Genomic DNA, 25,301 nt, shown 5'->3' with positions numbered 1-25,301 from the left:
ACTTACTCCTGAGAAGAACGATGGCGGGTGAAGAAACGTTTCACCAGCACAAAGAACAGCGGCACGAAGAACACCGCCAGCAGCGTCGCCGTCAGGGTGCCGCCGATAATCCCGGTACCGATCGCCACGCGGCTGTTGGCCCCGGCTCCGGTGGCGATCGCCAGCGGCAGCACCCCGGCTATAAACGCCAGCGAGGTCATCACAATAGGGCGTAGACGGGTCTGCGCGGCGCGCATGGCGGCACGCGACAGGGAGTAGCCCTCTTCCACCGCCGATTCAGCGAATTCGACGATCAGAATGGCGTTCTTCGACGACAGGCCGATGGTGGTTAATAGCGCCACCTGGAAGTAAACGTCATTGCTCAGACCGCGCATCCACGCCGCCAGCGCCGCGCCGAGCAGCCCAAGCGGGATCACCATGATCACCGAGAACGGTACCGACCAGCTCTCATACAGCGCCGCGAGGCACAGGAAGACCACCAGAATCGAGATAGCGTAGAGGCTCATCGCCTGGCCGCTGGCGAGTTTTTCCTGCAGCGACATGCCGCTCCACGCCCAGGTGGTACCGGCGGGCAGGTTATTGGCTAAGGCCTCCATCTTGTCCATTGCCGCGCCGGAGCTGAAGCCACTGGCGTTCTCACCCTGGATTTCAAAGGCGGCGGAACCGTTGTAGCGCACCAGGCTTTCCGGACCGTATTGCCAGCGGGTGGTGGCGAAGGCGGAGAACGGCGTCATGCTGTCGTCGCTGCCGCGTACGAACCATTTACCGAGGTCGGACGGCACGGCGCGCGCGTCGCTTTCGCCCTGGATATAGACCTTCTTCACGCGACCGCGATCGATAAAGTCGTTAACGTAGGTCCCCCCCCAGGCGCTGGAAAGGGTATCGGTGACATCGCTTAACGACAGCCCGAGCGACACGGCTTTGTTATTATCGATATCCACCTGCAGCTGCGGCATTTGCGGCAGATCGTTGGCGCGTACCGACTGCAGCTCGGTACTTTGATTCGCCGCGGCCAGCAGCTGGCTGCGCATTTTCATCAGGCTATCGCGATCGGTGCCGCCGCTGGCCAACAGTTCGAAGGTGAAGCCGTTGCTCTGCCCCAGGCCATCTACCGACGGCGGGGTCATGGCGAACAGGGTGGCGTCGCGAATACTGCCGAGCTCTTTGGTGGCGCGCAGGGCGATGGCCTGAGCGGTATTTTCTTCGCCTTTACGTTCGGACCAGTTTTTCAGCGACACGAAGGCCATCCCGGCGTTTTGTCCGCTGCCGCTAAAGCTAAAGCCGTCGACGGTAAAGATCACGTCGGTATTGGCTTTCTCTTTCGTCAGGAACCAGTCGGTGACCTGGCGGCGAACTTCGGCGGTACGTACCGCCGTCGCCCCGGCGGGCAGCGTGTACTGGACCATGATTTCGCCCTGATCCTCCGTCGGCAGGAAGCTGCCCGGCAGTTTCCACATCGCCAGCGCCATGCCGCCGCAAATCAGGACAAAAGCGCCCATCATCATCGCCGAGCGGCGCAGGCCGCCAACAACACGATGCTGATAGCCCTGCTCGGTGCGTCCCCACAGGCGGTTAAAGGCGCCGAAGAAGCCTTTGGTATGCGGTTTAGAATGGCTCAGCAGCGCGCCGCACAGCGCCGGGGTTAAGGTTAAGGCGACCACCACGGAGAGCATCATCGCCGAGATAATGGTCACCGAGAACTGGCGATAAATCACCCCGGTTGAGCCGCCGAAGAAGGCCATCGGCAGGAACACTGCCGAGAGCACCAGGGCAATGGCGATCAGCGCGCCGGAGATTTCGCCCATCGATTTTTCGGTGGCTTCGCGGGCGGGCAGCCCCTCGTCGCGCATGATACGCTCGACGTTTTCCACCACCACGATGGCGTCATCCACCAGCAGGCCTATCGCCAGCACCATCGCAAACAGCGTCAGGGTGTTGATGGAGTAGCCGAACAGCGCCAGCACGCCGAAGGTGCCCAGCAGCACGACCGGAACCGCCACCGCCGGGATCAGCGTGGCGCGGAAGTTTTGCAGGAACAGATACATCACGCAGACTACGAGGATAATCGCCTCGAACAGCGTCTGAATCACATCCTCCACCGAGATTTTGATGAATTCGGTGCTGTCTTTCGGATAGGCGATATCGTAACCCTGCGGCATCTGACGCTGGAACTCGGCAATCTTATTTTTCACCAGCGTCGCGGTATTCAGGGCGTTAGCGCCCGGCGCCATCATCACCGCGATCCCGGCAGCCGGATGGCCGTTGAGATTGGCGGAGGCGGTGTAATCTTCGCTGCCCATCTCAACGCGGGCGACGTCGCTCAGGCGCACCACCGAACCGTCGCTCTTGCTCTTGACGATAATCTCTTTGAACTGGGCGACGGTTTGCAGCCGCGACTGGGCACGCACGGTGGCGGTCAGCTGCTGCGCGTTGGAGGCGGGTAGTGCGCCGATTTTACCGGCGGACACCTGCACGTTCTGCGCCTCAATGGCCGATTGCACATCGGATGGCATCAGCGAATAGGAGGCCAGTTTGGTCGGGTCCATCCAGATGCGCATGGCGTATTCGGCGCCGAACACCTGCAGGCTGCCGACGCCTTCAATACGCGCCATCGGATCCTGCATGTTGCTGACCAGCCAGTCGGAGATGTCGGAGCTGGTGGCTTTGTTGTTTTTGTCATACACCGCGAGGATCAGCAGGAAGCTGCTCTGCGATTTCTCCACCGTTACGCCGGACTGCTGAACTTCGCTCGGCAGACGAGATTCCGCCTGCTGCACTTTGTTCTGTACCTGAACCTGGGCGGTATCCGGATCGGTACCCTGCTCAAAGGTGACGGTAATGCTGACCGAGCCGTCGGAGCTGCTGGTTGATGTAAAGTAGAGCAGGTTGTCCAGCCCGGTGAGCTGCTGCTCAATAACCTGGGTGACGCTGTTTTCCAGGGTTTCCGCAGAGGCCCCGGTGTAGGTGGCGGAGATTTTTATCGCCGGCGGGGCGACGTCAGGATACTGGGCGACCGGCAGGGTGCGGATAGCCAGAATCCCGGCGAGCATAATCAGAATGGCGATAACCCAGGCGAAGACCGGGCGTCGCACGAAGAAACGGGAGAACATCAGGCGTTGCCTCCGTCATTTTTGACTTCGGCGGCTTTGACCTGCTGGCCCGGCGCCACTTTGCCGGTCCCTTCGACAATCAACCTGTCGCCGCTCTTCAGGCCGTTGACGATAAGCCATTTGTCGCCGTAGGTTTCGCCGGTTTCCACGCTGCGCTGTTCAACCTTGTTATTAGCGTCAACCACCAGCGCGGTGGCATCGCCTTTGGCATCGCGGGTGATGCCCTGCTGCGGGGCGAGGATCGCATCGTTCATGATGCCTTCGTCTATACGGGCGCGAACGAACATCCCCGGCAGCAGCACGTGCTGCGGATTGGGAAAGACCGCGCGCAGCGTGACCGAGCCGGTCGATTCATCCACCGCCACTTCGGTCAGCGCCAGGCGACCTTTTTCGCTGTAGGTGCTGCCATCTTCAAGAGTCAGGGTGACGTTAAGGGTATCGCTGTTGCTCGCCAGGCTTTGCTTACGCAGGCGCAGCAGATCGACGCTGGATCGGGTGAGATCGACGTACATCGTATCCAGGCCGCGGATCGTCGCCAGCGCGGTATCCTGATCGGCGGACACCAGCGCGCCCGGCGTGACGGAAGAGATCCCGATGCGCCCGGCAATCGGTGCGGTCACGGTGGTCCAATTCAGGTTGATGCGCGCGCTTTCCAGCGCCGCTTTTTTCGACTCGACGCTGGCCTTATCCTGGTTACAGGTCGATATCGCGTCATCGGCGTCCTGACGGGAGACGCCGTTATCTTTGACCAGCACCGCGTAGCGCTGGGCTTTTTGGCAATCGGCGATGACCAGCGCCTGGGCCTGTTTCAGCGATGCGGCGGCTTCGTTAAACGTCGCGCGATAGCTTGATGGGTCGATTTGGTACAGCGCCTGTCCGGCTTTGACCATATCGCCCTCGGTAAACAGGCGTTTTTGCACGATCCCGCCGACCTGCGGGCGCACTTCGGCGCTAAGCGAGGCGGTGGTGCGTCCGGTCAGGCTGCTCACCACCGGGACAGGCTGGCCGTGCAGGGTAACGACACCCACTTCCTGCGTCATCTGCTGCGGGGAAGCGTTTTGCGCATTATCGCACCCGCTAAGGAGAAATAATGCTGCTGCGATGGGGGCTAAAGTATATTTCATTATATTTTCTCAGGATGAACGACGTCCGCCCCGCAAATTCAGTGGCGGGGTGATGGGCCGGGCGATGATGCATCTCCGGGCAAGCACAAATAACCCAATGGGAAATAAATATTCCTGTTTGCAGTAAATAACTCGGTGAATACCGCTATTGATTAAGCGGTTTTTTCGAGATTTTCCCGTGCGGCGAATACGGCATCAGACGGCGGTTACAGGCTCTGAACCGAGCGATAACGCCTGCTACAGGGCATTACTTGTGGGGTTCTCCATGGTTTTTGGTTTTGAGAATGATCGTTCTCATTTTTCCCCATTATACGTCTGTACCGAATGATGGGAAGGTTTTTTACACAAAATTTAGTGCAGGGAATTTAGTCAGGAAATAATGGAGAAAAAAAGGATATTTTGTGAAAGTAGGGTGGTGAATGGTCTGTGAAAAATAAAAGATGGAGATAATCAATGACATTAATAATAACAGAGAACATTAATCCCGCCGATCAAGAAGAGCTGCTGGCGGGACTGCGGGAATACAATCTGCGCTTTCTGGACCCGGCTCAGTTCGGCGAGCTGGGCGTTTATTCACGCGATGACGCTGGCGCGATGCGCGGCGGATTGATCGGTAAACGCAAGGGCAGCTGGCTGTGTATTGAATATCTGTGGGTCAGCGAAGCCTCGCGCGGCAGCGGCCTTGGCAGCGAGCTAATGCATGAAGCGGAAAACCAGGCGCGGGCGCGCGGCTGCAGCCACGTGCTGGTGGATACGTTCAGCTTTCAGGCGCTGCCGTTTTATCAGAAGCTGGGCTATCAGCTGCAGATGTCGCTGCCGGGTTTTCCGCACGTGGGCATGCAGCGCCACTATTTATCGAAAGCATTGTAAACCTGGCCTCAGGAGACCCTCCCGGAGGCGGCGCTGTGCGCCTGTCCGGGCTACCCGAACGCAGGCGGCTGTGAAGCGGATTGAATCCCCCGGATGGCGGCTGTCGCCTTATCCGGGCTACCCGATCGCAGGCGGTTGTGAACCGGATTGCAGACGGCTGTGAACCTGTAGCCCGGCTAAGCGCAGCGCGAGCCGGGGGAATTAGCCGCCGATCCCCCGGCCTGTCAGCGCCAGGGCGTGGCTGACAATCATCTTCCGGTCTACCGATTGCAACCGCGGATCGGTGTGGGTGCGGGAAAACGGCACCAGCACCAGGCTTATCAGGGTGGTAAACAGCAGCTCCGGGGAGAGCGCCGGATTAAGCTTGCCCTCCCGCTGCCAGCGGCGCACCGTCTCCAGCATCTTGTGGTACTTCTCATCGCCAAAACGCGCGTGCATATGCTGGCGCAGCACCGGCATCTCGCCGATGATCTCCTGCATCCACAGCGGCGCGAACCACGCGTTTTTCTCCGCCATGGCCGCCAGGGTTTCAATAAGCAGCGTAAAAGCGGTGACCGGATCGTCGCCGTGCGCGACAAAAATTTGTCCGATCTCGCTGCGTAGCGGCATAAAGCGCTCTTCGACCAGCTTTTCCACCAGCGCTTCGCGCGAGCTGAAGTAGTAGTGCAGCATCGCGGGCGTTACCCCCGCCTCTTTGGCGATGGCGTTCAGCGAAATGCGGGCGATCCCGTGGCGGGCAAACAGCGCCAGGGCAATATCCATCAGCTGTTCGCGGTTGGCGGAGCCGGATTTCTGCCCGCGCGGGCGACCGGGACGACGCGGGGCTTCGTTGTCTTTTTGTGCTGACATCCTGTGGCGATCCCTTGACCAGATTCATCATTTCCCTAAATATTAATTATGCATTTAATTAATTTCAAGCGAGTGATGCTATGACATCTGAAATCGCCAGCCAACCGGCGGTGCCCTCGATCCGCCTGCTCTTCAGCGCCCTGCTGCTGGTGATGCTGCTCTCGGCGCTGGATCAGACTATCGTTTCCACCGCACTGCCGACCATCGTCGGCGAGCTCGGCGGGCTGGATAAGCTCTCCTGGGTGGTCACCGCCTACATCCTCAGTTCCACCATCGCGGTGCCGCTGTACGGCAAATTCGGCGATCTGTTCGGGCGCAAAATCGTTCTGCAGGTGGCGATTGTGCTGTTTCTTGCCGGTTCCGCCCTCTGCGGGCTGGCGCAAAATATGACCCAGCTGGTGCTGATGCGCGGCCTGCAGGGGCTGGGCGGCGGCGGCCTGATGGTGATCAGCATGGCGGCGGTGGCTGACGTCATCCCGCCGGCGAATCGCGGCCGCTATCAGGGCCTGTTCGGCGGCGTCTTTGGCCTGGCGACGGTAATCGGGCCGTTAATCGGCGGCTTCCTGGTGCAGCACGCCTCCTGGCGCTGGATTTTTTACATCAACCTGCCGCTGGGGCTGTTTGCGCTGCTGGTGATCGGTGCGGTTTTTCACAGCAGCAACAAGCGCAGCCAGCACCAGATCGACTGGCTGGGGGCGATTTACCTCAGCATGGCGCTGCTGTGCATCATCCTGTTTACCTCCGAGGGCGGCAGCGTCCGCGCATGGAGCGACCCGCAGCTCTGGTGCATCCTGGCGTTTGGCCTGGTCGGGATCGTCGGCTTTATTCATGAAGAGCGGCTGGCCAGCGAGCCGATTATTCCGCTCTCCTTATTCCGCAACCGCAGCTTTTTGCTGTGCAGCCTGATTGGCTTTGTTATCGGCATGGCGCTGTTCGGCTCGGTGACCTTCCTGCCGCTCTATTTGCAGGTGGTCAAAGAGGCGACGCCGACCGAGGCGGGCCTGCAGCTGATCCCGCTGATGGGCGGCCTGCTGCTAACCTCGATCGTCAGCGGGCGCATTATCAGCCGCACCGGCAAGTATCGCGTATTTCCGATTATCGGCACCCTGCTGGGGGTCGTCGGCATGGTGCTGCTGACGCGCATCACCATCCACTCCGCGATGTGGCAGCTGTACCTGTTTACCGGCGTGCTGGGGGCGGGCCTGGGGCTGGTGATGCAGGTGCTGGTGCTGGCGGTACAGAACGCGATGCCCGCGCAGATGTACGGCGTGGCGACCTCCGGGGTCACGCTGTTTCGATCGATTGGCGGTTCCATCGGCGTGGCGCTGTTTGGGGCGGTGTTTACTCACGTGCTGCAAAGCAATCTCCAGCGCCTGCTGCCGGAAGGGGCGCAGCTGCCGAGGGCGCTGAACCCGGCGGCGGTGCAGAATCTCCCGGCGGAGATCCGCCTCGATTATCTGGACGCCTTCGGGTCCGCTATCCATGCGGCGTTTCTGATGGCGGCCTGCATTATGGCGGTGGCATTTGCCCTCTCCTGGCTACTGAAAGAAGCGCCGCTGAAAACCGGCACACGCTAGACGGCGGCGGCAATACGCAACAGCGCCCGACGCAGAGCCGGCGCGGCGAAATCGATAAATTTACGCAGCTTAAGCGGAGCCAGATCCCGCGAGGTGTACATCAGGTGCACCGGTGCAGGCTCTGGTTCCATCGCCTGCAGGAGCAGCTTCAGCTCGCCGCGGGCCAGGCCGTCGATCGCCTGGTAATGCAGCAGGCGCGCCACGCCGGCCCCCAGACGGGCGGCGTCGGCGGCGCTCTCCGGCGTGGTCAGCGACAGCACCGGCTGCAGCGCCACCAGCCGGTCCTCCGCCTCTTCGGCGTTAAAGCGCCAGCCGCGATAAGGCATCGGCGATTCAATACGAATGATCGGTAGCGCGGCCAGCTCGCGCGGGCGTTCGGGTATGCCGTGTTTTTCCAGCAAAGCCGGGTGCGCGCAGGTCACAATGCGCATCTCGCCCAGCCGGGTGGCCACCATCCCGCTGTCCGGCAGCGTGCCGATACGCACCGCTAAATCAATATGGTCGCCCACCAGATCGGCGTTGCGGTCGCTAAGCAGTAAACGGACGCGAATCTGCGGGTAGCGGGCGAGAAAATCCGTCACCACCGGCAAAACATGCTGACGACCGAACATGGTTGGGGCTGAGAGAACCAGTTCGCCTTTTGGCTCCTGATATTCGCCCGCCGCCCGGCGCTCGGCGTTCTCCACCTCTTCGAGAATGCGCCGCGCGGCGGCGACATAATCGACGCCGGCATCGGTCAGCGTTAGCCTGCGGGTGGTACGGATCATCAGGCGCACGCCGAGGGTATTTTCCAGTTCGCCAATCTGGCGGCTAACGGTGGTCAGGGGCATATTCAGCGCCCGCGCCGCCGCCGACATGCTGCCGAGTTCGGCCACTTTCACCAGCAGCGCCATCGCGCTGAGTCGGTCCATAATTATCCCGTTTTACGGAAAGATGATTGTCATATTGCCACTATTATCTTTTCTGCCAGCACAGTCCATGATGAGTTACGCCGCAACGCATCGGGAGGACCTATGCCAGCAGAATTTCTTGATATCGCCATGACGCCAGACGTGATGGATGTCCAGCATGAAATGGGCAGCGATGAGCTGTGGCAGTCGCCGCATCGCCAGCGCCGGGGTGAGCGCTTCGGCGCCAGCGAGGAGGCGATGATTGCCACCCGCGACAGCTTCTATCTGGCCACCCTTTCGCAAACCGGCTGGCCCTATATTCAGCATCGCGGCGGCCCGGTGGGCTTTCTGCATCTGCTGGATGAAACCACCCTTGGGATGGCGGATTTTTCCGGTAATCGCCAGTACATCACCACCGGAAATCTGCGCGGCAGCGATCGGGCCTGTCTGTTTTTGATGGATTACCCGCGCCGTGCCAGGCTGAAAATCTACGCCACCGTAGAGGTTGTGGCGGTGGATGCCGACCCGCAGCTGCTGGCGCAGGTCGCGCCGGAGAACTATCGGGCCCGGATTGAGCGCATCTACCGTTTCCACTTACAGGCTTTTGACTGGAACTGCCCGCAGCATATTACCCCCCGCTACACCGCCCGGCAGGTGGCGGAGTATAGCCAGACGCTGCAACAGCGTATTGACGAACTGGAGCGGGAAAATCAGCGCCTGCAGCAGCTTATATACCCAAAATAATTCGAGTTGCTTAAAGGCGGCAAGGGAGTGAGTCCCCAGGAGCATAGATAACTATGTGACTGGGGTGAACGAGTGTAGCCAACACATAAGCAACTTGAAGTATGAAGGGTATTCATACAGGAGATTCATGATGACCGAACAACGTCCGCCTCTGCCGCCGTTCACCCGCGAGAGCGCCGCGCAAAAAGTCCGTGCCGCTGAAGATGGCTGGAACAGCCGCGATGCCGCTAAGGTCGCGCTGGCCTATACCGTCGAGAGCGAATGGCGTAACCGCAGCGAATTTGTTCACGGCAGAACGCAGATTATCGACTTCCTGCAGCGCAAATGGCGTAAAGAGCAGGAGTACCGGTTGATTAAGGAACTGTGGGCGTGGAGCGATAACCGTATTGCGGTACGCTTTGCCTATGAGTGGCACGACGACAGCGGCAACTGGTTTCGTTCATACGGCAACGAGAACTGGGAATTCGACGAGCACGGACTGATGCAGACGCGCTACGCCTGCATCAACGATCTGCCCATTACGGAGAGCGAGCGTCTGTTTCACTGGCCCCAGGGCCGTCGCCCGGACGATCACCCGGGGCTGAGTGAGCTGGGGCTGTAAGGCGCCGTTCTGCGGAACGAGCCTCACCGTTGAAGAGATCCCCGGAGGCGGCGCTGCGCACCTGTCCGGGCTACTCGATTGCAGCCGGCGGTGAACCCGTAGCCCGGGCAGGCGCATCGCGCCGCCCCCGGGAGAAAGGGGGAAGATGATTTTATTTCCGGTTGCGGTTTTTGCGTTTAAAACCCCAGCACAAAGTCGTTATAGTTTCAGACGAAAAAATAATAACGATTTCTATGGACTGACGGGGTGATAACAATGAAATTGCGTTTACGGACAGCCGCCGCCGTGGTGCTGGCGGGCCTGCTGCTGGCGGGCTGCGACCAGAAGGGCAGCGATGCGAAACACATTAAAGTCGGCGTCATTAACGGCGCGGAACAGGATGTGGCGGAAGTGGCGAAGAAAGTGGCTAAAGAGAAATATGGCCTCGACGTGGAGCTGGTGGGTTTTAGCGGCTCGCTGCTGCCGAATGAGTCCACCAACGCCGGCGATCTGGACGCCAACGTCTTTCAGCATCGCCCGTTCCTCGAACAGGATAATAAAGCCCACAACTATCGCCTGGTAGCGGTGGGCAACACCTTCGTCTTCCCGATGGCGGGCTACTCGCGCAAAATAAAATCCGTCGCCGAGCTGAAAGACGGCGCGACCATCGCCATTCCGAACGACCCGACCAACCTGGGCCGCGCGCTGCTTCTGCTCCAGCAGGAAAAGCTGATTACCCTCAAAGCGGGCACCGGCCTGCTGCCGACGGCGGTTGATATCATTGACAACCCGCATCACCTGAAAATTATGGAGCTGGAAGGAGCACAGCTGCCGCGCGTCATCGACGACCCGAAGGTCGACGTGGCGATCATCAGCACTACCTACCTGCAGCAGACCGGCCTCTCCCCGGTACGCGACGGCATCTTTATTGAAGATAAAAACTCGCCCTATGTGAACATCATCGTGACCCGCGAAGACAACAAAGACGCGGAAAACGTCAAAGCGTTTATCCACTCCTACCAGTCGCCTGAGGTGGCGAAGGCGGCGGAGACGATCTTCAACGGCGGCGCGGTGCCCGGCTGGTAATCACTCACACAAGGAGACGTGGCGATGACCCGGCAACGCCAGGCTGATTTGCTGCTCATAGCCGCGACGGTTATCGCCGCCTGCGGATGGATTTTTTCCCGGGAAGCGATTGCCGGCATGCCGGTTTTCGCTTTCCTCGGCCTGCGCTTTTTCTTCGCCGCGCTGCTGCTGCTGCCTTTCTGCCGCGGCCTTCGCGTCGAGAGGCAGCAGTGGCCGCGCATGATTATCAGCGGCCTGTGGTTTGCGCTAAACCTGTGCCTGTGGATCTACTCGGTATCAACGACCCCATCGCTGGGCGAAGGGGCGTTTATCATGAGCCTGTCGATGCTGTTCGTGCCGCTTACCGCATGGGTGATGATGAAGGCGCGGCCGGCGCGGGCCTACTGGGAGTGCCTGCCGATTGCGGTTGTCGGTCTCGGCTTACTCAGCCTGCATATGCCGATTGCGTTTCACCCCAGCCAGGGCTGGTTCCTGTTGACCGCGCTGGTGCAATCGATCTGGTTTTGCTACACCAGCAAAAGCGCCCGCGAGGTGCCGCTGATCCCGCTGACCACCGTGCAGCTCGGCATTACCGGCATTGTCGGACTGGGGATCTCCTCCGCCGTTGAAAGCTGGACTCAGCCGTTTACCCTGCCGACCTTCGGCTGGCTGCTCGCCAGCATCGTTATCGCCACCAGCCTGCGCTTCGGCCTGCAAATGAAGGGGCAGAAGTACGCGGCGGTCGCCAGCGCGGCGATTATTATGGTGCTGGAACCGCTGCTGACGGTGATTGCCGCCGCGCTGTGGTACGGCGAACAGCTACCGCTGCAGAAAATTATCGGCGGCCTGCTGATCCTCGTCGCTCAGCTGTGGTTCCGCTGGCGGATGCTGAAGCCGCTACGCTAAACCGGTGCGCCGCTGCGCCATCAGATGCAGCAGCGGCACCAGCGATAGCCCGTCCGGCATCTCGCCGCGGGCGATCAGCTGGCCTATCTCTTCGAGGGTAAACCAGTCCGTTTCCATCACTTCGTCCTGATCTTCATCCATTCCCACCCAGGTCAAATCGTGGGCCAGCCAGGTAATAAACAGCTGGTCGCTGCTGCCGTAGGAGGGGTTATAGCGGATAATTTCGTCGGCGCGCTGCGCCTGCCAGCCGGTCTCTTCCCGCAGCTCGCGCAGGGCCGCCTCGCGCGGGTCTTCGCCTTCATCGACGCCGCCGGAAGGAATCGCCCACACCACCCGATCGATCAGGTAACGGTAGTGGCGAATCAGCAGCACTTTGTCATCCTGCATCGCCACAATTCCCACCGCCGGGCGAGGATAGTGAATGGAGAAAAAATCCCGCCGATCGCCGGGGGCCATATCAATTCCGACCTTGCGCATGCTGAACCATGGGGTGTCTGCCAGAACCTCGACATCGTGCATATCGGCGGAGGTGAGTTTCTTTTTCATCGTAGCCACTGTTCCTCAAAGTTGAGCATTCAGCACACCATAGCCGGGAGCCGATGGCAACCGTCGCAGATTGGCCCGATTTCATCGTTCATTGCCCAAACGCCCATATTGCGCCAGGCTTGTGGGACGTACGATGTTCAGCAGATAACCGCGAAGAGGAATGAACATCATGAAAATCACCCATGTGCGTAATGCTACCCAGCTTATTGAATATGCGGGTAAAAAGTTTCTCATTGACCCGATGCTTTCAGCCAAGGGCGCCTGGGCGGGCTTTGCCGGTACCGCGCGCAGCGAGTTGCGTAACCCGCTGGTGGAACTGCCTTTTTCCATCGAAACGATCGTTGACGTGGATGCCGTTATCGTCACTCACACTCATCAGGATCACTGGGACGAGGCGGCGATCGCCGCGATCCCCAAAACCCTGCCGGTTTATGTCCAGCATGACGCCGACGCTCAGCTGCTGCGCGGCCAGGGCTTTCGCGATATTCGTCTGCTCTCTGAGGACAGCGCGTTTGCTGACGTTGCGCTGGTGAAAACCACCTCGGGCCAGCACGGCAGCGACCGCACCTATGCGGTGCCGGCAATGGCCGAGCGCCTGGGCGAAGCCTGCGGCGTGGTGCTGCGCCATCCGCAGGAGAAAACCCTGTGGCTGGTGGGGGACACTATCTGGCGCGATGAAGTGGAAGCCGACATGCTCAGGCTGCGCCCTGACGTGGTGGTGCTGAATGCGGGGTATGCGCACGTCATCGGTTTTGGGCCGATCATCATGGGCAAAGAGGATGTGCTGAAGGCGCACTTCGTCCTGCCGGAAGCCAAAATCGTCGCCAGCCATATGGAAGCGGTGAACCACTGTCTGCTGAGCCGCGATGAGCTGCGCCAGTACGTGGCTGACAATCAGATTGCCGAAGCGGTCAGCATCCCGCAGGATGGGGAAAGCATGGTCTTTTAGAAGCGGAGCGGGCGATGAAACTCACGGAAGTGGCGATTGTGGCGGTGGACGGGTTTAGCCCGTTTCACTACTCGGTGCCCTGTATGCTGTTTGGCGATACGGTCTCGGAAACCAAACGCTTTAACCTGCATATTTGCGCCGAACGGCCGGGGCTGCTCAGCGCCCGCGACGGCTTCGCGCTGAACGCCAGCGGCGATTTTTCCCTCCTGGCGCAGGCGGATATCGTGGTGGTGCCTTACTGGGGGGCGGTGAATCAGCGCCCATCGCAGCCGCTGCTTGACGGCCTGGTTCGCGCGCGCAATAACGGCGCGCAGATCGTCGGCCTGTGCCTCGGGGCGTTTGTACTCGGCTACGCCGGGCTGCTGGACGACAGGCGCGCGGCGACCCACTGGGAGTTCGAGCAGGATTTTCAGCGCCAGTTTCCGCAGGTGCGGCTGGATATCAACGCGCTGTACGTTGACGATGAAGGGATCATTACCTCGGCGGGCACCGCGGCGGCGCTCGACTGCTGCCTGTATCTCATTCGCCAGCGTTTTGGCAGCCTTGTCGCCAATCAGATCGCCCGGCGGATGATCGTCCCGCCGCACCGTGAGGGCGGCCAGGCGCAGTTTATCGCCCAGCCGGTACCCAAAAACACCCGCGACGCGCGGATAAACGGCCTGCTTGAGTATCTCCAGCAGCACATCCGCGAACCGCATAATCTCGACTCGCTGGCGCAGGTCGCGGCGATGAGCCGCCGGACCCTGACCCGCCATTTCGCCAAAGCGACCGGCATGGGCATCGCCGACTGGTTGGCCGCCGAGCGCCTGCGGCGCAGCCAGATCCTGCTGGAGGCCGGGGATTTACCGGTCGGGCAGGTGGCGGAGGAAGTGGGCTATCGCTCCGCCGTAACCTGGCGCCAGCAGTTTAAAGCGCGCTTTGGCGTCAGCCCGGCGGAGTGGCGGCGCACTTTTCGTCGCGGGGCTTAGCCGCCGAGCGTGGCGCTGTCGATGACGAAGCGGTATTTCACGTCGCCTTTAATCATCCGCTCCCAGGCCTCGTTAATCTGGTCGCCGCGTATCAGCTCTATATCGGCGACGATACCGTGCTCGGCGCAGAAATCGAGCATCTCCTGGGTTTCCGGGATGCCGCCGATCATCGACCCGGCAATTGACCGGCGGCGGAAGATCAGATTAAACACTTCCGGCGAGGGATGCGGCGTGGCGGGCGCGCCCACCAGCGTCATGGTGCCGTCGCGTTTGAGCAGGGTGGTGAAGGCATCGAGGTTATGCGGCGCCGCCACGGTGTTGAGTATGAAGTCGAAGCTCTTCAGGTGGGCGGCCATTTCGTTTTCGTTGCGCGAGACCACCACTTCGTCCGCGCCCAGCTCCCGCGCCGCGTCACGCTTGGACTCCGAGGTGGTAAAGGCCACCACGTGGGCGCCCATGGCGTGGGCCAACTTGATGCCCATATGCCCCAGCCCGCCAATGCCCACGATGCCGACTTTTTTGCCCGGTCCGACGTTCCAGTGGCGTAGCGGCGAGTAAGTTGTGATGCCCGCGCACAGCAGCGGCGCGACGGCGGCCAGCTGCTCTTTGGGATGGCGGACGCGCAGCACGTAGCGCTGATGCACAACGATCTGCTGGGAGTAACCGCCGAGCGTGTGGCCGGGCGCGTCCTGCGTCGGGCCGTTATAGGTGAGCACCATACGATCGCAATAGTTTTCCAGCCCGTCCCGGCACTCCTCGCACTCTTTACAGCTGTCGACCATACAGCCGACGCCCACCAGATCGCCAACGGCGTGGCCGGAGACCCGGCTGCCTACGGCGGTCACCCGGCCGACGATTTCATGGCCCGGCACGCAGGGATAGAGCGTCCCTGCCCACTCGGAGCGGGCCTGGTGTACATCCGAGTGGCAGACGCCGCAATAATCAATGGCGATCTGCACATCGTCCGGCCCCGGTTCGCGGCGGGTGATGGCCATAGACCCCAACGGCTGGCTGGCCGAGTTCGTTCCAATAGCGTTGATCTGCATAGCAAAACCTCTTCTACATAACGGCGTTGAATAAAAAGGAGGGGGAGAGCGTTTTTTGAGCGGCAGGATCAAGCGTAGCCTGGTTGAGGCGCGATGGGTGGGGGGAGAGCTCAAAGGGTTAAAGATAGGCTCACCCCCCGCAAACGGAGTGCAGAAAATATCAGGGCGCGACGGGCGTCAGATAATCCAGCCGCAGCGGCCCGGCAAGCAGGCTATCCATCTGCGCAATAAAATCCTGGAAGTGCGGCAGGGCGATATGCGCGTCCAGCGCTTCCTGATTGCGCCAGGATTCGCGCATATAGAACGTATCCGGCGCATCGCGCAGCTGAAACAGGGCGTAATCGAGGTTGCCTGGCTCCTGACGCGTCGGCAGCAGCAGCGCCTGCAGGGCCTGACGCAGCGCGTCGCTGTGGCCCGGTTTTGCCGTCAGCACCGCGAGAAGTGAAATCGCCTCGCCGCTCATCTTAAAAGCCCTCCAGCACGATTTTGCCCACCGAACGCCCGGTTTCCAGCTGCGCGTGCGCTTTTTGCAGGTTGGCGGCGGTGATGGCGCCGTAGTGCTCGCCGAGGGTGGTCTTAATGGTGTTGTCGTCAATCAGCGCCGCCACGCGGGTCAGCAGCTGATGCTGGGCGATCATGTCCGGCGTTGCGAACATCGAGCGGGTAAACATAAATTCCCAGTGCAGGGAGATGCTTTTCGCCTTCAGCGGCACCACGTCGAGGGTTTGCGGATCGTCGATGAGCGCCAGCTTGCCCTGCGGTGCGAGAGCGGCGATCAGCTGCGGATAGTGCTGGTCGGTATTGGTCAGGCTGGCGACGTGGGTCACCGCTTTGACGCCAATCCGCGCCAGCTCTTCGGCGAGCGGTTTGCTGTGATCGATAACATGATGCGCGCCCGCTTCCCGTACCCATTTCTGGCTTTCCGGGCGCGAGGCGGTGCCAATGACCGTCATACCGGTCAGCTTGCTGGCGAGCTGGGTCAGTATCGAACCGACGCCGCCCGCCGCGCCGACGATCAGCAGCGTGTCGCCCGCGTTGCCGCCTTCCTCTACGCCAAGACGGTGGAACAGCAGCTCCCAGGCGGTAATGGCGGTGAGCGGCAGCGCGGCGGCGGCGGCATTATCCAGCGAACGCGGTTTGCGGGCGACGATGCGCTCATCCACTAACTGAAACTCGCTGTTGCTGCCCGGACGGCCCAGCGCGCCGGCGTACCACACTTCATCTCCCGCGGCGAACAGCGTCACCGCGCTGCCGACGGCTTTCACCACGCCCACCGCGTCCCAGCCCAGCACGCGCGGGGTATCGGCGTTAAACCCGGCGCGGACTTTGGTATCCACCGGGTTGACGGAAATAGCCTTCACTTCAACCAGCAGGTCATGCCCCTCGGCAACCGGCTGCGGCAGCTCGATGTCGGTTAAAAAAGGAATATTGCTGCCTTCTGCCGCCGCGCGGGTAATGGCGATCGCTTTCATACACTCTCCGGTTTTGAATAAGGTTCATCGTTTGAATGTATTGAGGATAGACCGCGGCACGCGGGGGAAAAATGGCCCGACGGCGATAACAGTTATATTGAAAACGTGAAAATCAGCGGACGCGATAAAAATCGAGCATCACGCCGTCCTGCGTGCGGCCGCCGGAACAGATAAACAGCGAGGTGGTCAGCCAGCGCAGCGCCGGCGCATCCACTTCAAAAGTCGGTACGGTACGAAAATAGATAGCTTCCGGCGGAATATCGCTAAAAAAGCGCATATCGTCGCCGAACAGCCGTTCTTTATACTCTTCGGGTAGGCGGCGAATGCCGTTGTTTTCGATGTATACGGTGCCTTCTTCCACGTGTAATGCATAGCGGGCGGAGAGGCGGCAGGTGCCGTCAGGTTCGACGATCTGGCTGTCGACGCCGCCGGGTAAGACGTGGCCGTTAAGCTCACCGCGTACGGTTCCGCTGAGGATTGGGATCAGCTGACGTTTCCCGCTCTGCGGGCTGCGGGAGACGATGACCGGTTTGTCTACCTGAATGGTGATAGAGAAGCTGTGTTCGAGTTCGGGTGTCATCATTGGTCTCCTTTCTAAGCCACGTTATCCCGTTAGTGTAAGGATTTAAAGGTGAAGGGAATAACGCAAACATTGGATGGAAATGATTGGCTGGGGAGATGGAAGTGAACAAAAAACGGCCGCGACCGCGGAATTATTTGGCGTATTCTGCTGACATAATGCTTTCACACGGACGCGAGGAATAAAGATGAATACGCTATTTCTGATTGGCCCCGGCGGGGTGGGAAAAAGCACGGTTGGAGCGCTGCTCGCGCAGGCGATGAGCTACCGGTTTATCGATCTCGATAGCGAATTTTGCGAGCAGATTTTAAATATTCGCCAATATATTCAGCGCAATGGATACGAGCGCTATGTGCGTGAGAACGCCGCACTATGCTCTCGCCTGCTGGCGGAGAATCCGCATGAAAAACGAGTGGTGGTGCTCTCCTCGGGATTTCTTGCCACCGATGTCTGCCCGGAGATTGTCGCCGGGAATCGACAGCTTGTGCGGCAGTCCGGGTACTCCATCCTGCTACTGCCTTCAGAGGATATTGATATCGCTACGCGCATAGTGGTCGCGCGCCAGCTGACACGCGGCTTAGGTCTGGTCAGAGAAAAAGAAGAGATGAAGTTCCGCCAGCGCTTTAGGGAATATTGTGCATTAGACGATTGCCGGGTGGTTTCGTCTGAGGAGCCGGAGAGGGTGGCGGAGCTGGTGCGGGAGAAGGTGGCTGCGGAACAGCGGAAACAAAAAAGCCTGGCGGCGATGCGTGAACTGAGCGAGCTGTCACAGAAGCTGGGATTGTCTAACTAAACGCCATGCAGCGCAGCTCGGTGGGAATACACAGGCCCAAAGATAATCCCGGATCGCGTAGGCCGGGCAAGGCGCCGCCCGGCAGAAAGGTGAGCACAGCAGATAAAACAGGTTTAGCCAAATGATTTTATTCGTGAGAATCGGAATCCTCAGTGCTACTTTTTAGGCTCTGTTTTCCACTGTAGCAAAGCAGCAATATCCTTCTCACCCTCGGCTTCCTTTAAACGCCGCTGTTGCTCGGAAAACTGACTATATTCCGCCTGTGCTTTTTCATCTGCCATTTGCTTACTCACTTTACCTGCACCTTGCAGAACCTCGCGCTCGTTAAATTGCAGAAACTGATCCAGCTTATCCTGCCAGTCGCGTAAAAAGACCTGACGACGACGACGGGCCTGATCCTCAGCAAAATCCAGCCACATGTTAACCACGCGATTAAGTTCGCTGACCTCATCCTGAGTCAGATAATTTTTTGCCACCGTCACGTCACCCTTATGCACCTCTTCACCTTTATAGCTGGACAGTCCCATATGCGGTTGGCTGGCGTCAGCACGCTGATGAATGAGTTCAGCCGCGGTATGTCCGGTACAGGCAAAATGCAACTTGTTCTGGATGGTTTGAAAAAACTGCGTGGTTTCTTTTAGCGATGGTTGATAGTCAGCCGCTAATGCAAAAATCTCCCGCACTCGCAAATAAACCCGGCGTTCGCTGGCGCGAATATCTCGGATGCGCTCCAGCATCTCATCGAAATAATCGGGTACAGCCGATGTACCAACAGGCGGATTTTTCAGCCGCTCATCGTCCATCACAAAGCCTTTGATCAGATACTCCTGGAGCGTCTGGGTTGCCCACTGGCGGAACTGAGTGCCGCGAGGGGAGCGAACGCGATAGCCAACGGCAAGTATCAGAGGCAAACTAAAGTGTTGAACCTGATAATTTTTTCCATCACTGGCAGTTGTTCGGTAAAACCGAACAACTGAATTTTCCTCAAGTTCGCCTTCTTCAAATATATGCTTTATATGCTCGCTGATGGTGGCTTTCGCTTTACCATAGAGTTTGCAGATCATTGCCTGCGAGAGCCAAAGCGTATCGCTTTCAAAGCGGCATTCAACACGTACTTTCCCATCACCGCTGGCAAACATAACGAACTCGCCTATGGGGGACGACGTTAAGTGTTCATTTGCCATATAGCCTCCGGGTGAACCTGCTTTGGCTCGCATAGTATGTCAGAAGAGCATAAATTTCATTAGACGGACGATTAACCCGGCGTCATTTGGGAGCGGCTATCCAGAAGGTGAAGATTTCCGGGCGTCAGACGAGATGAAGCGTATTGTTGACGCTTTTAAAGGATTGCTGAATTTGCAGTAGCTCCGCTTTAAGCATTTCTTCCTTATCGCTCTGCGGCAGCAGCACAATACAGCCATCCATTACCTTAACCGTGAAGCGCTTTCCGGTATCGAACCCCGCTGCGCGTAACCACTTGCCGGAAAGGGTAAGACTTGGTGTACTGGTGTCCCGACCTTGCGGGCGATATCCCACAATCAGGTGACGCTCGGTTCCGGAAACGACAAAGTCTGGGGTAGAATGCGAATCAGCCATAATCAACTCCTTGATAGTTGGTGTGGTTAGCTCTTGTCAGGTATTGCGAGTACCTGATGAGAGCGATTAGAGTTCAGGACGGACTTTTTTTAGGTACGTACCTGATTGGTTATACTTTGCTCTCTTGGGTACGTATATGTCAACTGCCAAACGCGATGTTAATCAGTCAAAATGCGGGAAAGCTCCCACTTTTCAGATGCGAATAACGCCTGAGTTGAAAGCGCAGTTTGAGGCTGCAGCGGCTGACGCGGGGATGAGTTTGGGAAATTGGTTTAAAACCCTAGGTAAGAATGAGATAAATAGACTAGAAAATATGAAAAAATAATTTTACTTCATCTTTTACTAAAGCAAGGGGGAATGTCGTGTGAATTTAGCTAACGATTACATAACAATCGATGATGTATATCTTGCGTATAGAAAGGCGAAGCAAGAGGCTTTTTTAGATGGTTTCTATACCAGCTCAATTAAATATACTAAGTTTGAGGAGGATTTGCATAATAATATTAAAACACTCTATGAATTATTAACTACTGCTGATCAGCGATGGTATTTAGATACAGATTTTATTGGAGGTCATCTCTATGTTCCTAAAAAATAAATGATGATGAGTGGGTTAAAAATAGTTCTATTCATTATCGCTCAGTTGATCCAAATATAGATTGGATACAAAGGTATAAGGAAAATAAAAATAAAAAATTAACTCCAGAGTATAGGCTGATAATCAATCCTACCGTGGCATATCAGATAGTCTCAGCGCTATGGATAATTAAGGTTGGAACTAAATTTGAAGAACATTTGATTGATGAGTATTCATATGGAAATAGATTAAGAAGATATGGTAGACAAAATAAAAAGAGTAATCGTGCTTTGAATATTAATGCTACAGGGCTTTTTGTTCCATATTTTAGTCCATACAAAAAATGGAGGAATAAAGGTCTGGAAACTATGAAGGAAATGTTATCTGAAGGTAAAAACGTTACAGCAGTAACGATGGATATAACACGTTTCTACCATAGAGTAAGCGCAAAGTTTATTTTAAGACCAGCTTTTCTTAAATCAATACACGTTACTCTGGATATCAATGAGAAAACATTTACAAAAATGCTCATTGAATCTTTTGATGCATGGTATGCAGAGACTCCTGACGTGAAGAATAGGCCTGAAGGTTGTTTACCTGTGGGATTAACTGCATCAAAAGTTATTTCAAATATATTACTTTATGAGTTAGATATTCAGATTTCGGAAAGCATAGCAACGACTTATTATGGTCGATATGTTGACGATCTATTTATTGTTTTTGAAACCCCTAAAGATCTTATAAATGGAAATGAAATTGTTAATTATATATCCCAACGAGTAGAATGTATAAGAATTGACAGGAAAAAAGATTCACCTCCAAACCTAAAAATAAGGTTTCAATATGCCGAAGATAGTGATCTTGAGTTTAAGGCCGATAAGCAAAGGATATTTAGTTTATCATCTCAATATGGAATTGACCTAATCAATAAAATATCTAGCCAAATCAGAGAGCAGTCAAGTGAGTATAGAATGCTGCCATCAGTCCCCCAAAATTCTAATGCAATGGCTGAAAAGACTTTATTAGCATCTTCAGACGCTTCTTTAGTTGCGGATGCCCTACGTAAGGCTGATGCTCTTTCTATTCGTCGTTTAGGTATTTCATTGTTAATAAGAGATATAGAAAAATATTCACAAAATCTCAACAAAGATGAATGGACTGATGTACGAAAAGAATTTTATGAACTTTCGGGAAGATACTTGTTAACCCCGAAGGGTTTTTTTGAATATTCAAACTATTATTCGAAAATTTTTTTAATTATGATAGCTAATCATGATTTTAATGAGGCTCAAAAATTCATTAAGGGCCTCAGTAATACCATGTCTATTATTAGGGAAACGACTAAGCTGAGTACGAAAACACAGCAGGAACTATGTTTAAGATATTTCACTGATTTATTAGTAGAAACCGCTATGAAAGCATCTACAGTAAAATATTTTGATGGCTGGGTAGAGTTGGATTCTGTTATTTTAGAGCTTCAACGTTTCGGGGCGTGCTGTAATACTCAAATTAGTTTTAACTGCAAAAAACTAAGCAAAAAAATGTTGGTTTCTGATTTGGGCTTTAGACCATATAAGGACTATTGGTATTATGAACAAAAATATGATGCCGAGTGCATTCCGGAGCCAGACTCGAAAAAAATTAATATATTACTTCGTTTACCAAGTATAGAAGCGTTTAGAAAACGAGTTAACCTAAAAAAACCATATTGGCCAGCGGTAGCATTTTCAACAAGACCGTTAAGCATTCAAGAAATGGTTTTAATTTATCCGAATATTTTACAGGATTTTTATTTCTTTAAAGACAGTATTATGGCTTTACGCGGTGCCAAGATAACTAAACATCATAAGTTTTTCAATTCAAAAGAGGAGGATAATATATATACGATTCCATACTATAGTAAAAAAAGAATTAATGTTGCGCTTACAAGTTTTGAGACAAGCTCTGAGACATACAACATGGTATTACAGGGAACCCCAGATAGAGGCCTTAAACGCTATGAGAAATTAAACTCACTAATTAATAGAGTCCTGAAATCAAAGGAGACAATAGATTATATAATTTTTCCTGAGTGCTCAATTCCACGAAAGTGGGCAATTGATATTGCTAATAAACTTGCCCTACAAGGGATTTCTTTTTTGGCAGGGTTGGAATACTACAGGAAAAATGGAGATAAAAGATATAGAAATGATTCTCTAATATCGTTAACGACTCGGTGGCCGGGCTACCCAATTAATCTAATGCTAACACAACCCAAATTGAATCCATCATATGATGAAACTAAGAGGCTAAGAGAGTTTTCGAAAGAGTTATATATTCCTAACGTGGGGGCTAACCCGTCAATATATAGGCACGGAGATTTTTTCTTTGGTGTTTTAATCTGTAGTGATTTGACCAATCCTAGGAGTCGCGTCTATTTTCAAGGCAAAGTGGATACTTTGTTTGTTTTGGAATGGAATTCAGATGTCAATACATTCGGCTATTTGGTTGAGGGAGCTGCTCATGATATTCATGCGTTCATCGTGCAAGTTAATAATAGGCTTTATGGAGATAGTAGACTTCGAAGCCCCTATAGAAAAAACTATAAAAGAGATTTGGTTCGCTTAAAAGGTGGTATTGATGATTATTATGTTATTGCTGAAATAGATTATCTCCCTCTTAGAAGTTATCAGCTATATGGAGATATGACAGATCAGAACGCTGAGTTTAAGCCATTACCAATAGGTTTTAAATATAGTCATTATAGATCTGCTAATAAAATTGATAAATCAGAGGATGGAAATGAGTAAAATTCATTGTTTTGAAACGGGTTGGTCATTATTATTAGATGCTTCTCTTTGGATAAAATGGCTAGGTATTTTATCCAATGCTGCAACATGCATTGCTGCAATTTTTGCTGTTATAGCTGTTTTTGTTGCATATCATCAATTAAAGTCAGGGAGAGATGAAGGTCGAAAAAACACAGCTTATGGAATCTATCAGCAATATCTATCTCTCTGTATTAATAACCCCCTTTTTTCAGACGGAATGAGTAAGCCGGAAGATAGAACAACGGAATATGGACAATATAGGTGGTTCGTTTCTTCTATGCTTTTTTCTTTTGAACAAATATTAGATACACAAAAAAACGATCTACAGTGGATTAATACAATTAAATCCCAACTGAACCTTCACAAAGAAATCTTAAGAAGATCGAGAACAGTAAAAGATAAAGAATGGTCAGTCGAGTTAAGTAAAATCATTGAAGAAGTGACTAAATAAAATTTTGGCGGAAGATCACAGGAGTTGAACCTGCCCGGGACCGCTGGCGGCCCCAACTGGATTTGAAGTCCAGCCACCTCACCGGAGATGACGATCTTCCGCGCCTCGATTGCTACATGGAGGCGGGGCGCATTATAGCTACTTTCCTGCATTAACCACATCCCCCAACGCACTTTTTTACTGTTAAAACTGGACTTTACAGAACCTTCTTAAACAATTCCTTGCAAAATCCGTGGCTTACACTTTTACACACTCTTTCAGGCTACCGGGATCACATAAAACAAGAAACGTAATTTGAATATGAGATATCGCAATTCATCTTACTGCGCGGATGGTTTACAAAGCATGTAACCGGTACCAACCCGCGGCAGCGCTGAGAGAAGAGTGTGCGATGAAAGATCATATTTTGTCCGTCAAAGAGAAGATTGGCTACGGCATGGGCGATGCCGCAAGCCACATCATTTTTGATAACGTCATGTTGTATATGATGTTTTTTTATACCGATATCTTTGGTATTCCTGCCGGCTATGTCGGCACCATGTTCCTGCTGGCCCGCGCGCTGGATGCGATATCCGACCCCTGCATGGGGCTGCTGGCCGACCGTACCCGCAGCCGCTGGGGAAAATTCCGCCCGTGGATCCTGTTCGGTGCGATTCCGTTCGGCCTCGTCTGCGTGCTGGCCTACAGCTCGCCGGACCTGAGTCATAACGGCAAGCTGATATACGCTGCGGTCACCTACACGCTGCTGACCCTGCTCTACACCGTGGTTAACATCCCGTACTGCGCGCTGGGCGGGGTCATCACCGACAACCCAACGCAGCGCATCTCCCTGCAGTCCTGGCGCTTTGTGCTGGCGACGGCGGGCGGCATGCTCTCCACCGTGCTGATGATGCCGCTGGTGAACTTTATCGGCGGCGAAGACAAAGCCTTTGGCTTTCAGGGCGGCATCGCGGTGCTGTCGGCGATCGCTTTCCTGATGCTGGCGTTTTGTTTCTTCACCACCAAAGAGCGCGTCGAAGCGCCGCCGAGCTCTACCTCAATGCGGGAAGACCTGCGCGATATCTGGCGCAACGATCAGTGGCGTGTCGTTGGTCTGCTGACCATCCTCAACATCCTCGCGGTCTGCGTTCGCGGCGGCGCGATGATGTACTACACCACCTGGATTATGGGGTCCGCTGGTCTGTTCACCGCCTTCCTCACCACCTACTGCGTCGGCAACCTGATTGGCTCGGCGCTGGCGAAGCCGCTCACCGACTGGAAATGCAAAGTCAGCGTCTTCTGGTGGACTAACGCCCTGCTGGCGGCGCTGAGCGTGGCGATGTTCTTCGTGCCGATGGACGCCGAAATCACCATGTTCGCCTTTATCTTCGTGATTGGCGTGCTGCACCAGCTGGTGACGCCGATTCAGTGGGTGATGATGTCCGACACCGTCGACTACGGCGAATGGTGTAACGGCAAACGCCTGACCGGCATCAGCTTTGCGGGCACCCTGTTCGTGCTCAAGCTGGGCCTGGCGCTGGGCGGCGCGCTGATTGGCTGGATGCTGGCGGGCGGCGGTTACGATGCCGCGGCCAAAACCCAGAACAGCGCCACTATCACCATCATCATCTCATTGTTCACCCTCGCTCCGGCGGTCTGTTATCTGCTGAGCGCGGTTATCGCGAAACGCTACTACACCCTGAAAACCCCGTTCCTGAAAAAGATGATGGCGGAGCTGGCTCAGGGCGCGCGCCGCAACGAACAGGAATTCATTTCAGCGCCGAACGGCAAAGAATTGCAAAACTAAGAGGAAGCTATT

The 25,301-nt window shown here is 55.5% G+C and carries 25 protein-coding genes and 1 tRNA gene; 14 read left to right on the top strand and 12 right to left on the bottom strand.

Going from position 1 to position 25,301, the window contains the following annotated elements; genetic code table 11:
• Positions 1 to 2: 2 nt before the first annotated feature.
• Both eefB and BJF97_RS28425 read right to left on the bottom strand, forming a co-directional pair.
• Entirely contained in the window at positions 3 to 3,110 is a 3,108-nt protein-coding gene (gene eefB / locus BJF97_RS28430; RefSeq protein WP_032695131.1) for a multidrug efflux RND transporter permease subunit EefB, read from the bottom strand.
• The gene (locus BJF97_RS28425) at positions 3,110 to 4,234 is read right to left on the bottom strand and encodes an efflux RND transporter periplasmic adaptor subunit (protein ID WP_032695130.1); all 1,125 of its coding nucleotides are present in this window, start codon (positions 4,232 to 4,234) and stop codon (positions 3,110 to 3,112) included. Before BJF97_RS28425 ends, eefB begins: the two co-directional genes overlap by 1 nt.
• A gap of 453 nt (positions 4,235 to 4,687) precedes the next feature.
• On the opposite strand from BJF97_RS28425, the gene BJF97_RS28420 reads away from it, so the two are divergent.
• A complete protein-coding gene (locus BJF97_RS28420) occupies positions 4,688 to 5,104 on the top strand; it encodes a GNAT family N-acetyltransferase (RefSeq protein WP_014227292.1) in 417 nt (138 codons plus the stop codon).
• 201 nt (positions 5,105 to 5,305) lie between these two features.
• On the opposite strand, the gene BJF97_RS28415 is transcribed toward BJF97_RS28420, so the two are convergent.
• The gene (locus BJF97_RS28415) at positions 5,306 to 5,953 is read right to left on the bottom strand and encodes a TetR/AcrR family transcriptional regulator (protein ID WP_014227291.1); all 648 of its coding nucleotides are present in this window, start codon (positions 5,951 to 5,953) and stop codon (positions 5,306 to 5,308) included.
• A gap of 80 nt (positions 5,954 to 6,033) precedes the next feature.
• On the opposite strand from BJF97_RS28415, the gene BJF97_RS28410 reads away from it, so the two are divergent.
• Positions 6,034 to 7,530 (top strand): MDR family MFS transporter, encoded by a 1,497-nt coding sequence (locus BJF97_RS28410; protein ID WP_032695129.1) that lies wholly within the window; start codon positions 6,034 to 6,036, stop codon positions 7,528 to 7,530.
• Here BJF97_RS28410 and BJF97_RS28405 read toward each other — a convergent pair.
• The gene (locus tag BJF97_RS28405; RefSeq protein WP_032695128.1) at positions 7,527 to 8,441 is read right to left on the bottom strand and encodes a LysR family transcriptional regulator; all 915 of its coding nucleotides are present in this window, start codon (positions 8,439 to 8,441) and stop codon (positions 7,527 to 7,529) included. The genes BJF97_RS28410 and BJF97_RS28405 overlap by 4 nt on opposite strands.
• Before the next feature lie 102 nt (positions 8,442 to 8,543).
• On the opposite strand from BJF97_RS28405, the gene BJF97_RS28400 reads away from it, so the two are divergent.
• The 4 genes from BJF97_RS28400 (at position 8,544) to BJF97_RS28385 (ending at position 11,715) form a co-directional block, all read left to right on the top strand.
• Positions 8,544 to 9,164, top strand: coding sequence for a pyridoxamine 5'-phosphate oxidase family protein (locus BJF97_RS28400; RefSeq protein WP_014227288.1), 621 nt, complete (start codon positions 8,544 to 8,546; stop codon positions 9,162 to 9,164).
• A gap of 130 nt (positions 9,165 to 9,294) precedes the next feature.
• Positions 9,295 to 9,765: a nuclear transport factor 2 family protein gene (locus BJF97_RS28395; protein ID WP_014227287.1), complete on the top strand. Its 471-nt coding sequence runs from the start codon at positions 9,295 to 9,297 to the stop codon at positions 9,763 to 9,765.
• A 255-nt stretch (positions 9,766 to 10,020) separates the two neighbouring features.
• Positions 10,021 to 10,830, top strand: coding sequence for a lipoprotein NlpA (gene nlpA, locus BJF97_RS28390; protein WP_014839818.1), 810 nt, complete (start codon positions 10,021 to 10,023; stop codon positions 10,828 to 10,830).
• Positions 10,831 to 10,854: 24 nt separating this feature from the next.
• On the top strand, positions 10,855 to 11,715 hold the full coding sequence (locus BJF97_RS28385) for a DMT family transporter (RefSeq protein WP_032695127.1): 861 nt from the start codon (positions 10,855 to 10,857) through the stop codon (positions 11,713 to 11,715).
• On the opposite strand, the gene BJF97_RS28380 is transcribed toward BJF97_RS28385, so the two are convergent.
• Complete coding sequence (locus tag BJF97_RS28380; RefSeq protein WP_032695126.1) at positions 11,707 to 12,261, bottom strand: NUDIX hydrolase; 555 nt, start codon at positions 12,259 to 12,261, stop codon at positions 11,707 to 11,709. The two genes, BJF97_RS28385 and BJF97_RS28380, sit on opposite strands and share 9 nt — an antisense overlap.
• 169 nt (positions 12,262 to 12,430) lie before the next feature.
• Between BJF97_RS28380 and BJF97_RS28375 the strand changes: the two genes are divergently transcribed.
• On the top strand, positions 12,431 to 13,210 hold the full coding sequence (locus BJF97_RS28375) for an MBL fold metallo-hydrolase (RefSeq protein WP_032695125.1): 780 nt from the start codon (positions 12,431 to 12,433) through the stop codon (positions 13,208 to 13,210).
• 14 nt (positions 13,211 to 13,224) lie between these two features.
• The gene (locus BJF97_RS28370) at positions 13,225 to 14,178 is read left to right on the top strand and encodes a GlxA family transcriptional regulator (RefSeq protein WP_014227282.1); all 954 of its coding nucleotides are present in this window, start codon (positions 13,225 to 13,227) and stop codon (positions 14,176 to 14,178) included.
• On the opposite strand, the gene BJF97_RS28365 is transcribed toward BJF97_RS28370, so the two are convergent.
• From BJF97_RS28365 to BJF97_RS28350, 4 genes are all read right to left on the bottom strand, one after another.
• Entirely contained in the window at positions 14,175 to 15,224 is a 1,050-nt protein-coding gene (locus tag BJF97_RS28365; protein WP_014227281.1) for an NAD(P)-dependent alcohol dehydrogenase, read from the bottom strand. The two genes, BJF97_RS28370 and BJF97_RS28365, sit on opposite strands and share 4 nt — an antisense overlap.
• Before the next feature lie 160 nt (positions 15,225 to 15,384).
• Complete coding sequence (locus BJF97_RS28360) at positions 15,385 to 15,687, bottom strand: putative quinol monooxygenase (protein WP_004855548.1); 303 nt, start codon at positions 15,685 to 15,687, stop codon at positions 15,385 to 15,387.
• Between the two features lies 1 nt (position 15,688).
• A complete protein-coding gene (locus tag BJF97_RS28355; RefSeq protein WP_032695124.1) occupies positions 15,689 to 16,696 on the bottom strand; it encodes a zinc-binding alcohol dehydrogenase family protein in 1,008 nt (335 codons plus the stop codon).
• A gap of 112 nt (positions 16,697 to 16,808) precedes the next feature.
• Entirely contained in the window at positions 16,809 to 17,276 is a 468-nt protein-coding gene (locus BJF97_RS28350) for a DUF3237 domain-containing protein (RefSeq protein ID WP_014227279.1), read from the bottom strand.
• Positions 17,277 to 17,463: 187 nt separating this feature from the next.
• Here BJF97_RS28350 and BJF97_RS28345 point away from each other — a divergent pair, with 187 nt between their 5' ends.
• Entirely contained in the window at positions 17,464 to 18,069 is a 606-nt protein-coding gene (locus tag BJF97_RS28345; protein WP_032695123.1) for a shikimate kinase, read from the top strand.
• A 155-nt stretch (positions 18,070 to 18,224) separates the two neighbouring features.
• Here BJF97_RS28345 and BJF97_RS28340 read toward each other — a convergent pair whose 3' ends face one another.
• Together BJF97_RS28340 and BJF97_RS28335 are read right to left on the bottom strand one after the other, a co-directional pair.
• Positions 18,225 to 19,253, bottom strand: a complete 1,029-nt coding sequence (locus tag BJF97_RS28340; protein WP_071886348.1) for a virulence RhuM family protein — start codon at positions 19,251 to 19,253, stop codon at positions 18,225 to 18,227.
• 124 nt (positions 19,254 to 19,377) lie between these two features.
• The gene (locus BJF97_RS28335) at positions 19,378 to 19,665 is read right to left on the bottom strand and encodes a SymE family type I addiction module toxin (RefSeq protein WP_032695122.1); all 288 of its coding nucleotides are present in this window, start codon (positions 19,663 to 19,665) and stop codon (positions 19,378 to 19,380) included.
• A 136-nt stretch (positions 19,666 to 19,801) separates the two neighbouring features.
• On the opposite strand from BJF97_RS28335, the gene BJF97_RS28330 reads away from it, so the two are divergent.
• The 4 genes from BJF97_RS28330 (at position 19,802) to BJF97_RS33205 (ending at position 23,503) form a co-directional block, all read left to right on the top strand.
• Positions 19,802 to 19,990: a hypothetical protein gene (locus BJF97_RS28330; RefSeq protein ID WP_032695121.1), complete on the top strand. Its 189-nt coding sequence runs from the start codon at positions 19,802 to 19,804 to the stop codon at positions 19,988 to 19,990.
• A 39-nt stretch (positions 19,991 to 20,029) separates the two neighbouring features.
• Entirely contained in the window at positions 20,030 to 20,263 is a 234-nt protein-coding gene (locus BJF97_RS34955; RefSeq protein ID WP_222859773.1) for a hypothetical protein, read from the top strand.
• Positions 20,264 to 20,397: 134 nt separating this feature from the next.
• Positions 20,398 to 23,031, top strand: a complete 2,634-nt coding sequence (locus BJF97_RS28325) for an RNA-directed DNA polymerase (protein WP_222859772.1) — start codon at positions 20,398 to 20,400, stop codon at positions 23,029 to 23,031.
• On the top strand, positions 23,024 to 23,503 hold the full coding sequence (locus tag BJF97_RS33205; RefSeq protein ID WP_128696591.1) for a hypothetical protein: 480 nt from the start codon (positions 23,024 to 23,026) through the stop codon (positions 23,501 to 23,503). The genes BJF97_RS28325 and BJF97_RS33205 overlap by 8 nt, the downstream gene beginning before the upstream one ends.
• A 5-nt stretch (positions 23,504 to 23,508) precedes the next feature.
• On the opposite strand, the gene BJF97_RS28320 is transcribed toward BJF97_RS33205, so the two are convergent.
• Positions 23,509 to 23,603: transfer RNA gene (locus tag BJF97_RS28320), tRNA-Sec, on the bottom strand.
• A gap of 291 nt (positions 23,604 to 23,894) precedes the next feature.
• Between BJF97_RS28320 and BJF97_RS28315 the strand changes: the two genes are divergently transcribed.
• The gene (locus tag BJF97_RS28315; RefSeq protein ID WP_014227274.1) at positions 23,895 to 25,289 is read left to right on the top strand and encodes a glycoside-pentoside-hexuronide family transporter; all 1,395 of its coding nucleotides are present in this window, start codon (positions 23,895 to 23,897) and stop codon (positions 25,287 to 25,289) included.
• Positions 25,290 to 25,301 lie beyond the last annotated feature (12 nt).

Source organism: Klebsiella sp. LTGPAF-6F (genome assembly GCF_001753185.1).
In the GTDB taxonomy this organism is placed as follows: Bacteria; Pseudomonadota; Gammaproteobacteria; order Enterobacterales; family Enterobacteriaceae; genus Klebsiella; species Klebsiella michiganensis.
This window is presented reverse-complemented; position numbering and strand designations above follow the sequence as displayed.

Excerpts from the sequence above, each read along its gene's own strand:
- eefB (WP_032695131.1), bottom strand. The coding sequence starts at position 3,110 with ATGTTCTCCCGTTTCTTCGTGCGACGCCCGGTCTTCGCCTGGGTTATC.
- BJF97_RS28425 (WP_032695130.1), bottom strand. The coding sequence starts at position 4,234 with ATGAAATATACTTTAGCCCCCATCGCAGCAGCATTATTTCTCCTTAGC.
- BJF97_RS28420 (WP_014227292.1), top strand. The coding sequence starts at position 4,688 with ATGACATTAATAATAACAGAGAACATTAATCCCGCCGATCAAGAAGAG.
- BJF97_RS28415 (WP_014227291.1), bottom strand. The coding sequence starts at position 5,953 with ATGTCAGCACAAAAAGACAACGAAGCCCCGCGTCGTCCCGGTCGCCCG.
- BJF97_RS28410 (WP_032695129.1), top strand. The coding sequence starts at position 6,034 with ATGACATCTGAAATCGCCAGCCAACCGGCGGTGCCCTCGATCCGCCTG.
- BJF97_RS28405 (WP_032695128.1), bottom strand. The coding sequence starts at position 8,441 with ATGGACCGACTCAGCGCGATGGCGCTGCTGGTGAAAGTGGCCGAACTC.
- BJF97_RS28400 (WP_014227288.1), top strand. The coding sequence starts at position 8,544 with ATGCCAGCAGAATTTCTTGATATCGCCATGACGCCAGACGTGATGGAT.
- BJF97_RS28395 (WP_014227287.1), top strand. The coding sequence starts at position 9,295 with ATGACCGAACAACGTCCGCCTCTGCCGCCGTTCACCCGCGAGAGCGCC.
- nlpA (WP_014839818.1), top strand. The coding sequence starts at position 10,021 with ATGAAATTGCGTTTACGGACAGCCGCCGCCGTGGTGCTGGCGGGCCTG.
- BJF97_RS28385 (WP_032695127.1), top strand. The coding sequence starts at position 10,855 with ATGACCCGGCAACGCCAGGCTGATTTGCTGCTCATAGCCGCGACGGTT.
- BJF97_RS28380 (WP_032695126.1), bottom strand. The coding sequence starts at position 12,261 with ATGAAAAAGAAACTCACCTCCGCCGATATGCACGATGTCGAGGTTCTG.
- BJF97_RS28375 (WP_032695125.1), top strand. The coding sequence starts at position 12,431 with ATGAAAATCACCCATGTGCGTAATGCTACCCAGCTTATTGAATATGCG.
- BJF97_RS28370 (WP_014227282.1), top strand. The coding sequence starts at position 13,225 with ATGAAACTCACGGAAGTGGCGATTGTGGCGGTGGACGGGTTTAGCCCG.
- BJF97_RS28365 (WP_014227281.1), bottom strand. The coding sequence starts at position 15,224 with ATGCAGATCAACGCTATTGGAACGAACTCGGCCAGCCAGCCGTTGGGG.
- BJF97_RS28360 (WP_004855548.1), bottom strand. The coding sequence starts at position 15,687 with ATGAGCGGCGAGGCGATTTCACTTCTCGCGGTGCTGACGGCAAAACCG.
- BJF97_RS28355 (WP_032695124.1), bottom strand. The coding sequence starts at position 16,696 with ATGAAAGCGATCGCCATTACCCGCGCGGCGGCAGAAGGCAGCAATATT.
- BJF97_RS28350 (WP_014227279.1), bottom strand. The coding sequence starts at position 17,276 with ATGACACCCGAACTCGAACACAGCTTCTCTATCACCATTCAGGTAGAC.
- BJF97_RS28345 (WP_032695123.1), top strand. The coding sequence starts at position 17,464 with ATGAATACGCTATTTCTGATTGGCCCCGGCGGGGTGGGAAAAAGCACG.
- BJF97_RS28340 (WP_071886348.1), bottom strand. The coding sequence starts at position 19,253 with ATGGCAAATGAACACTTAACGTCGTCCCCCATAGGCGAGTTCGTTATG.
- BJF97_RS28335 (WP_032695122.1), bottom strand. The coding sequence starts at position 19,665 with ATGGCTGATTCGCATTCTACCCCAGACTTTGTCGTTTCCGGAACCGAG.
- BJF97_RS28330 (WP_032695121.1), top strand. The coding sequence starts at position 19,802 with ATGTCAACTGCCAAACGCGATGTTAATCAGTCAAAATGCGGGAAAGCT.
- BJF97_RS33205 (WP_128696591.1), top strand. The coding sequence starts at position 23,024 with ATGAGTAAAATTCATTGTTTTGAAACGGGTTGGTCATTATTATTAGAT.
- BJF97_RS28315 (WP_014227274.1), top strand. The coding sequence starts at position 23,895 with ATGAAAGATCATATTTTGTCCGTCAAAGAGAAGATTGGCTACGGCATG.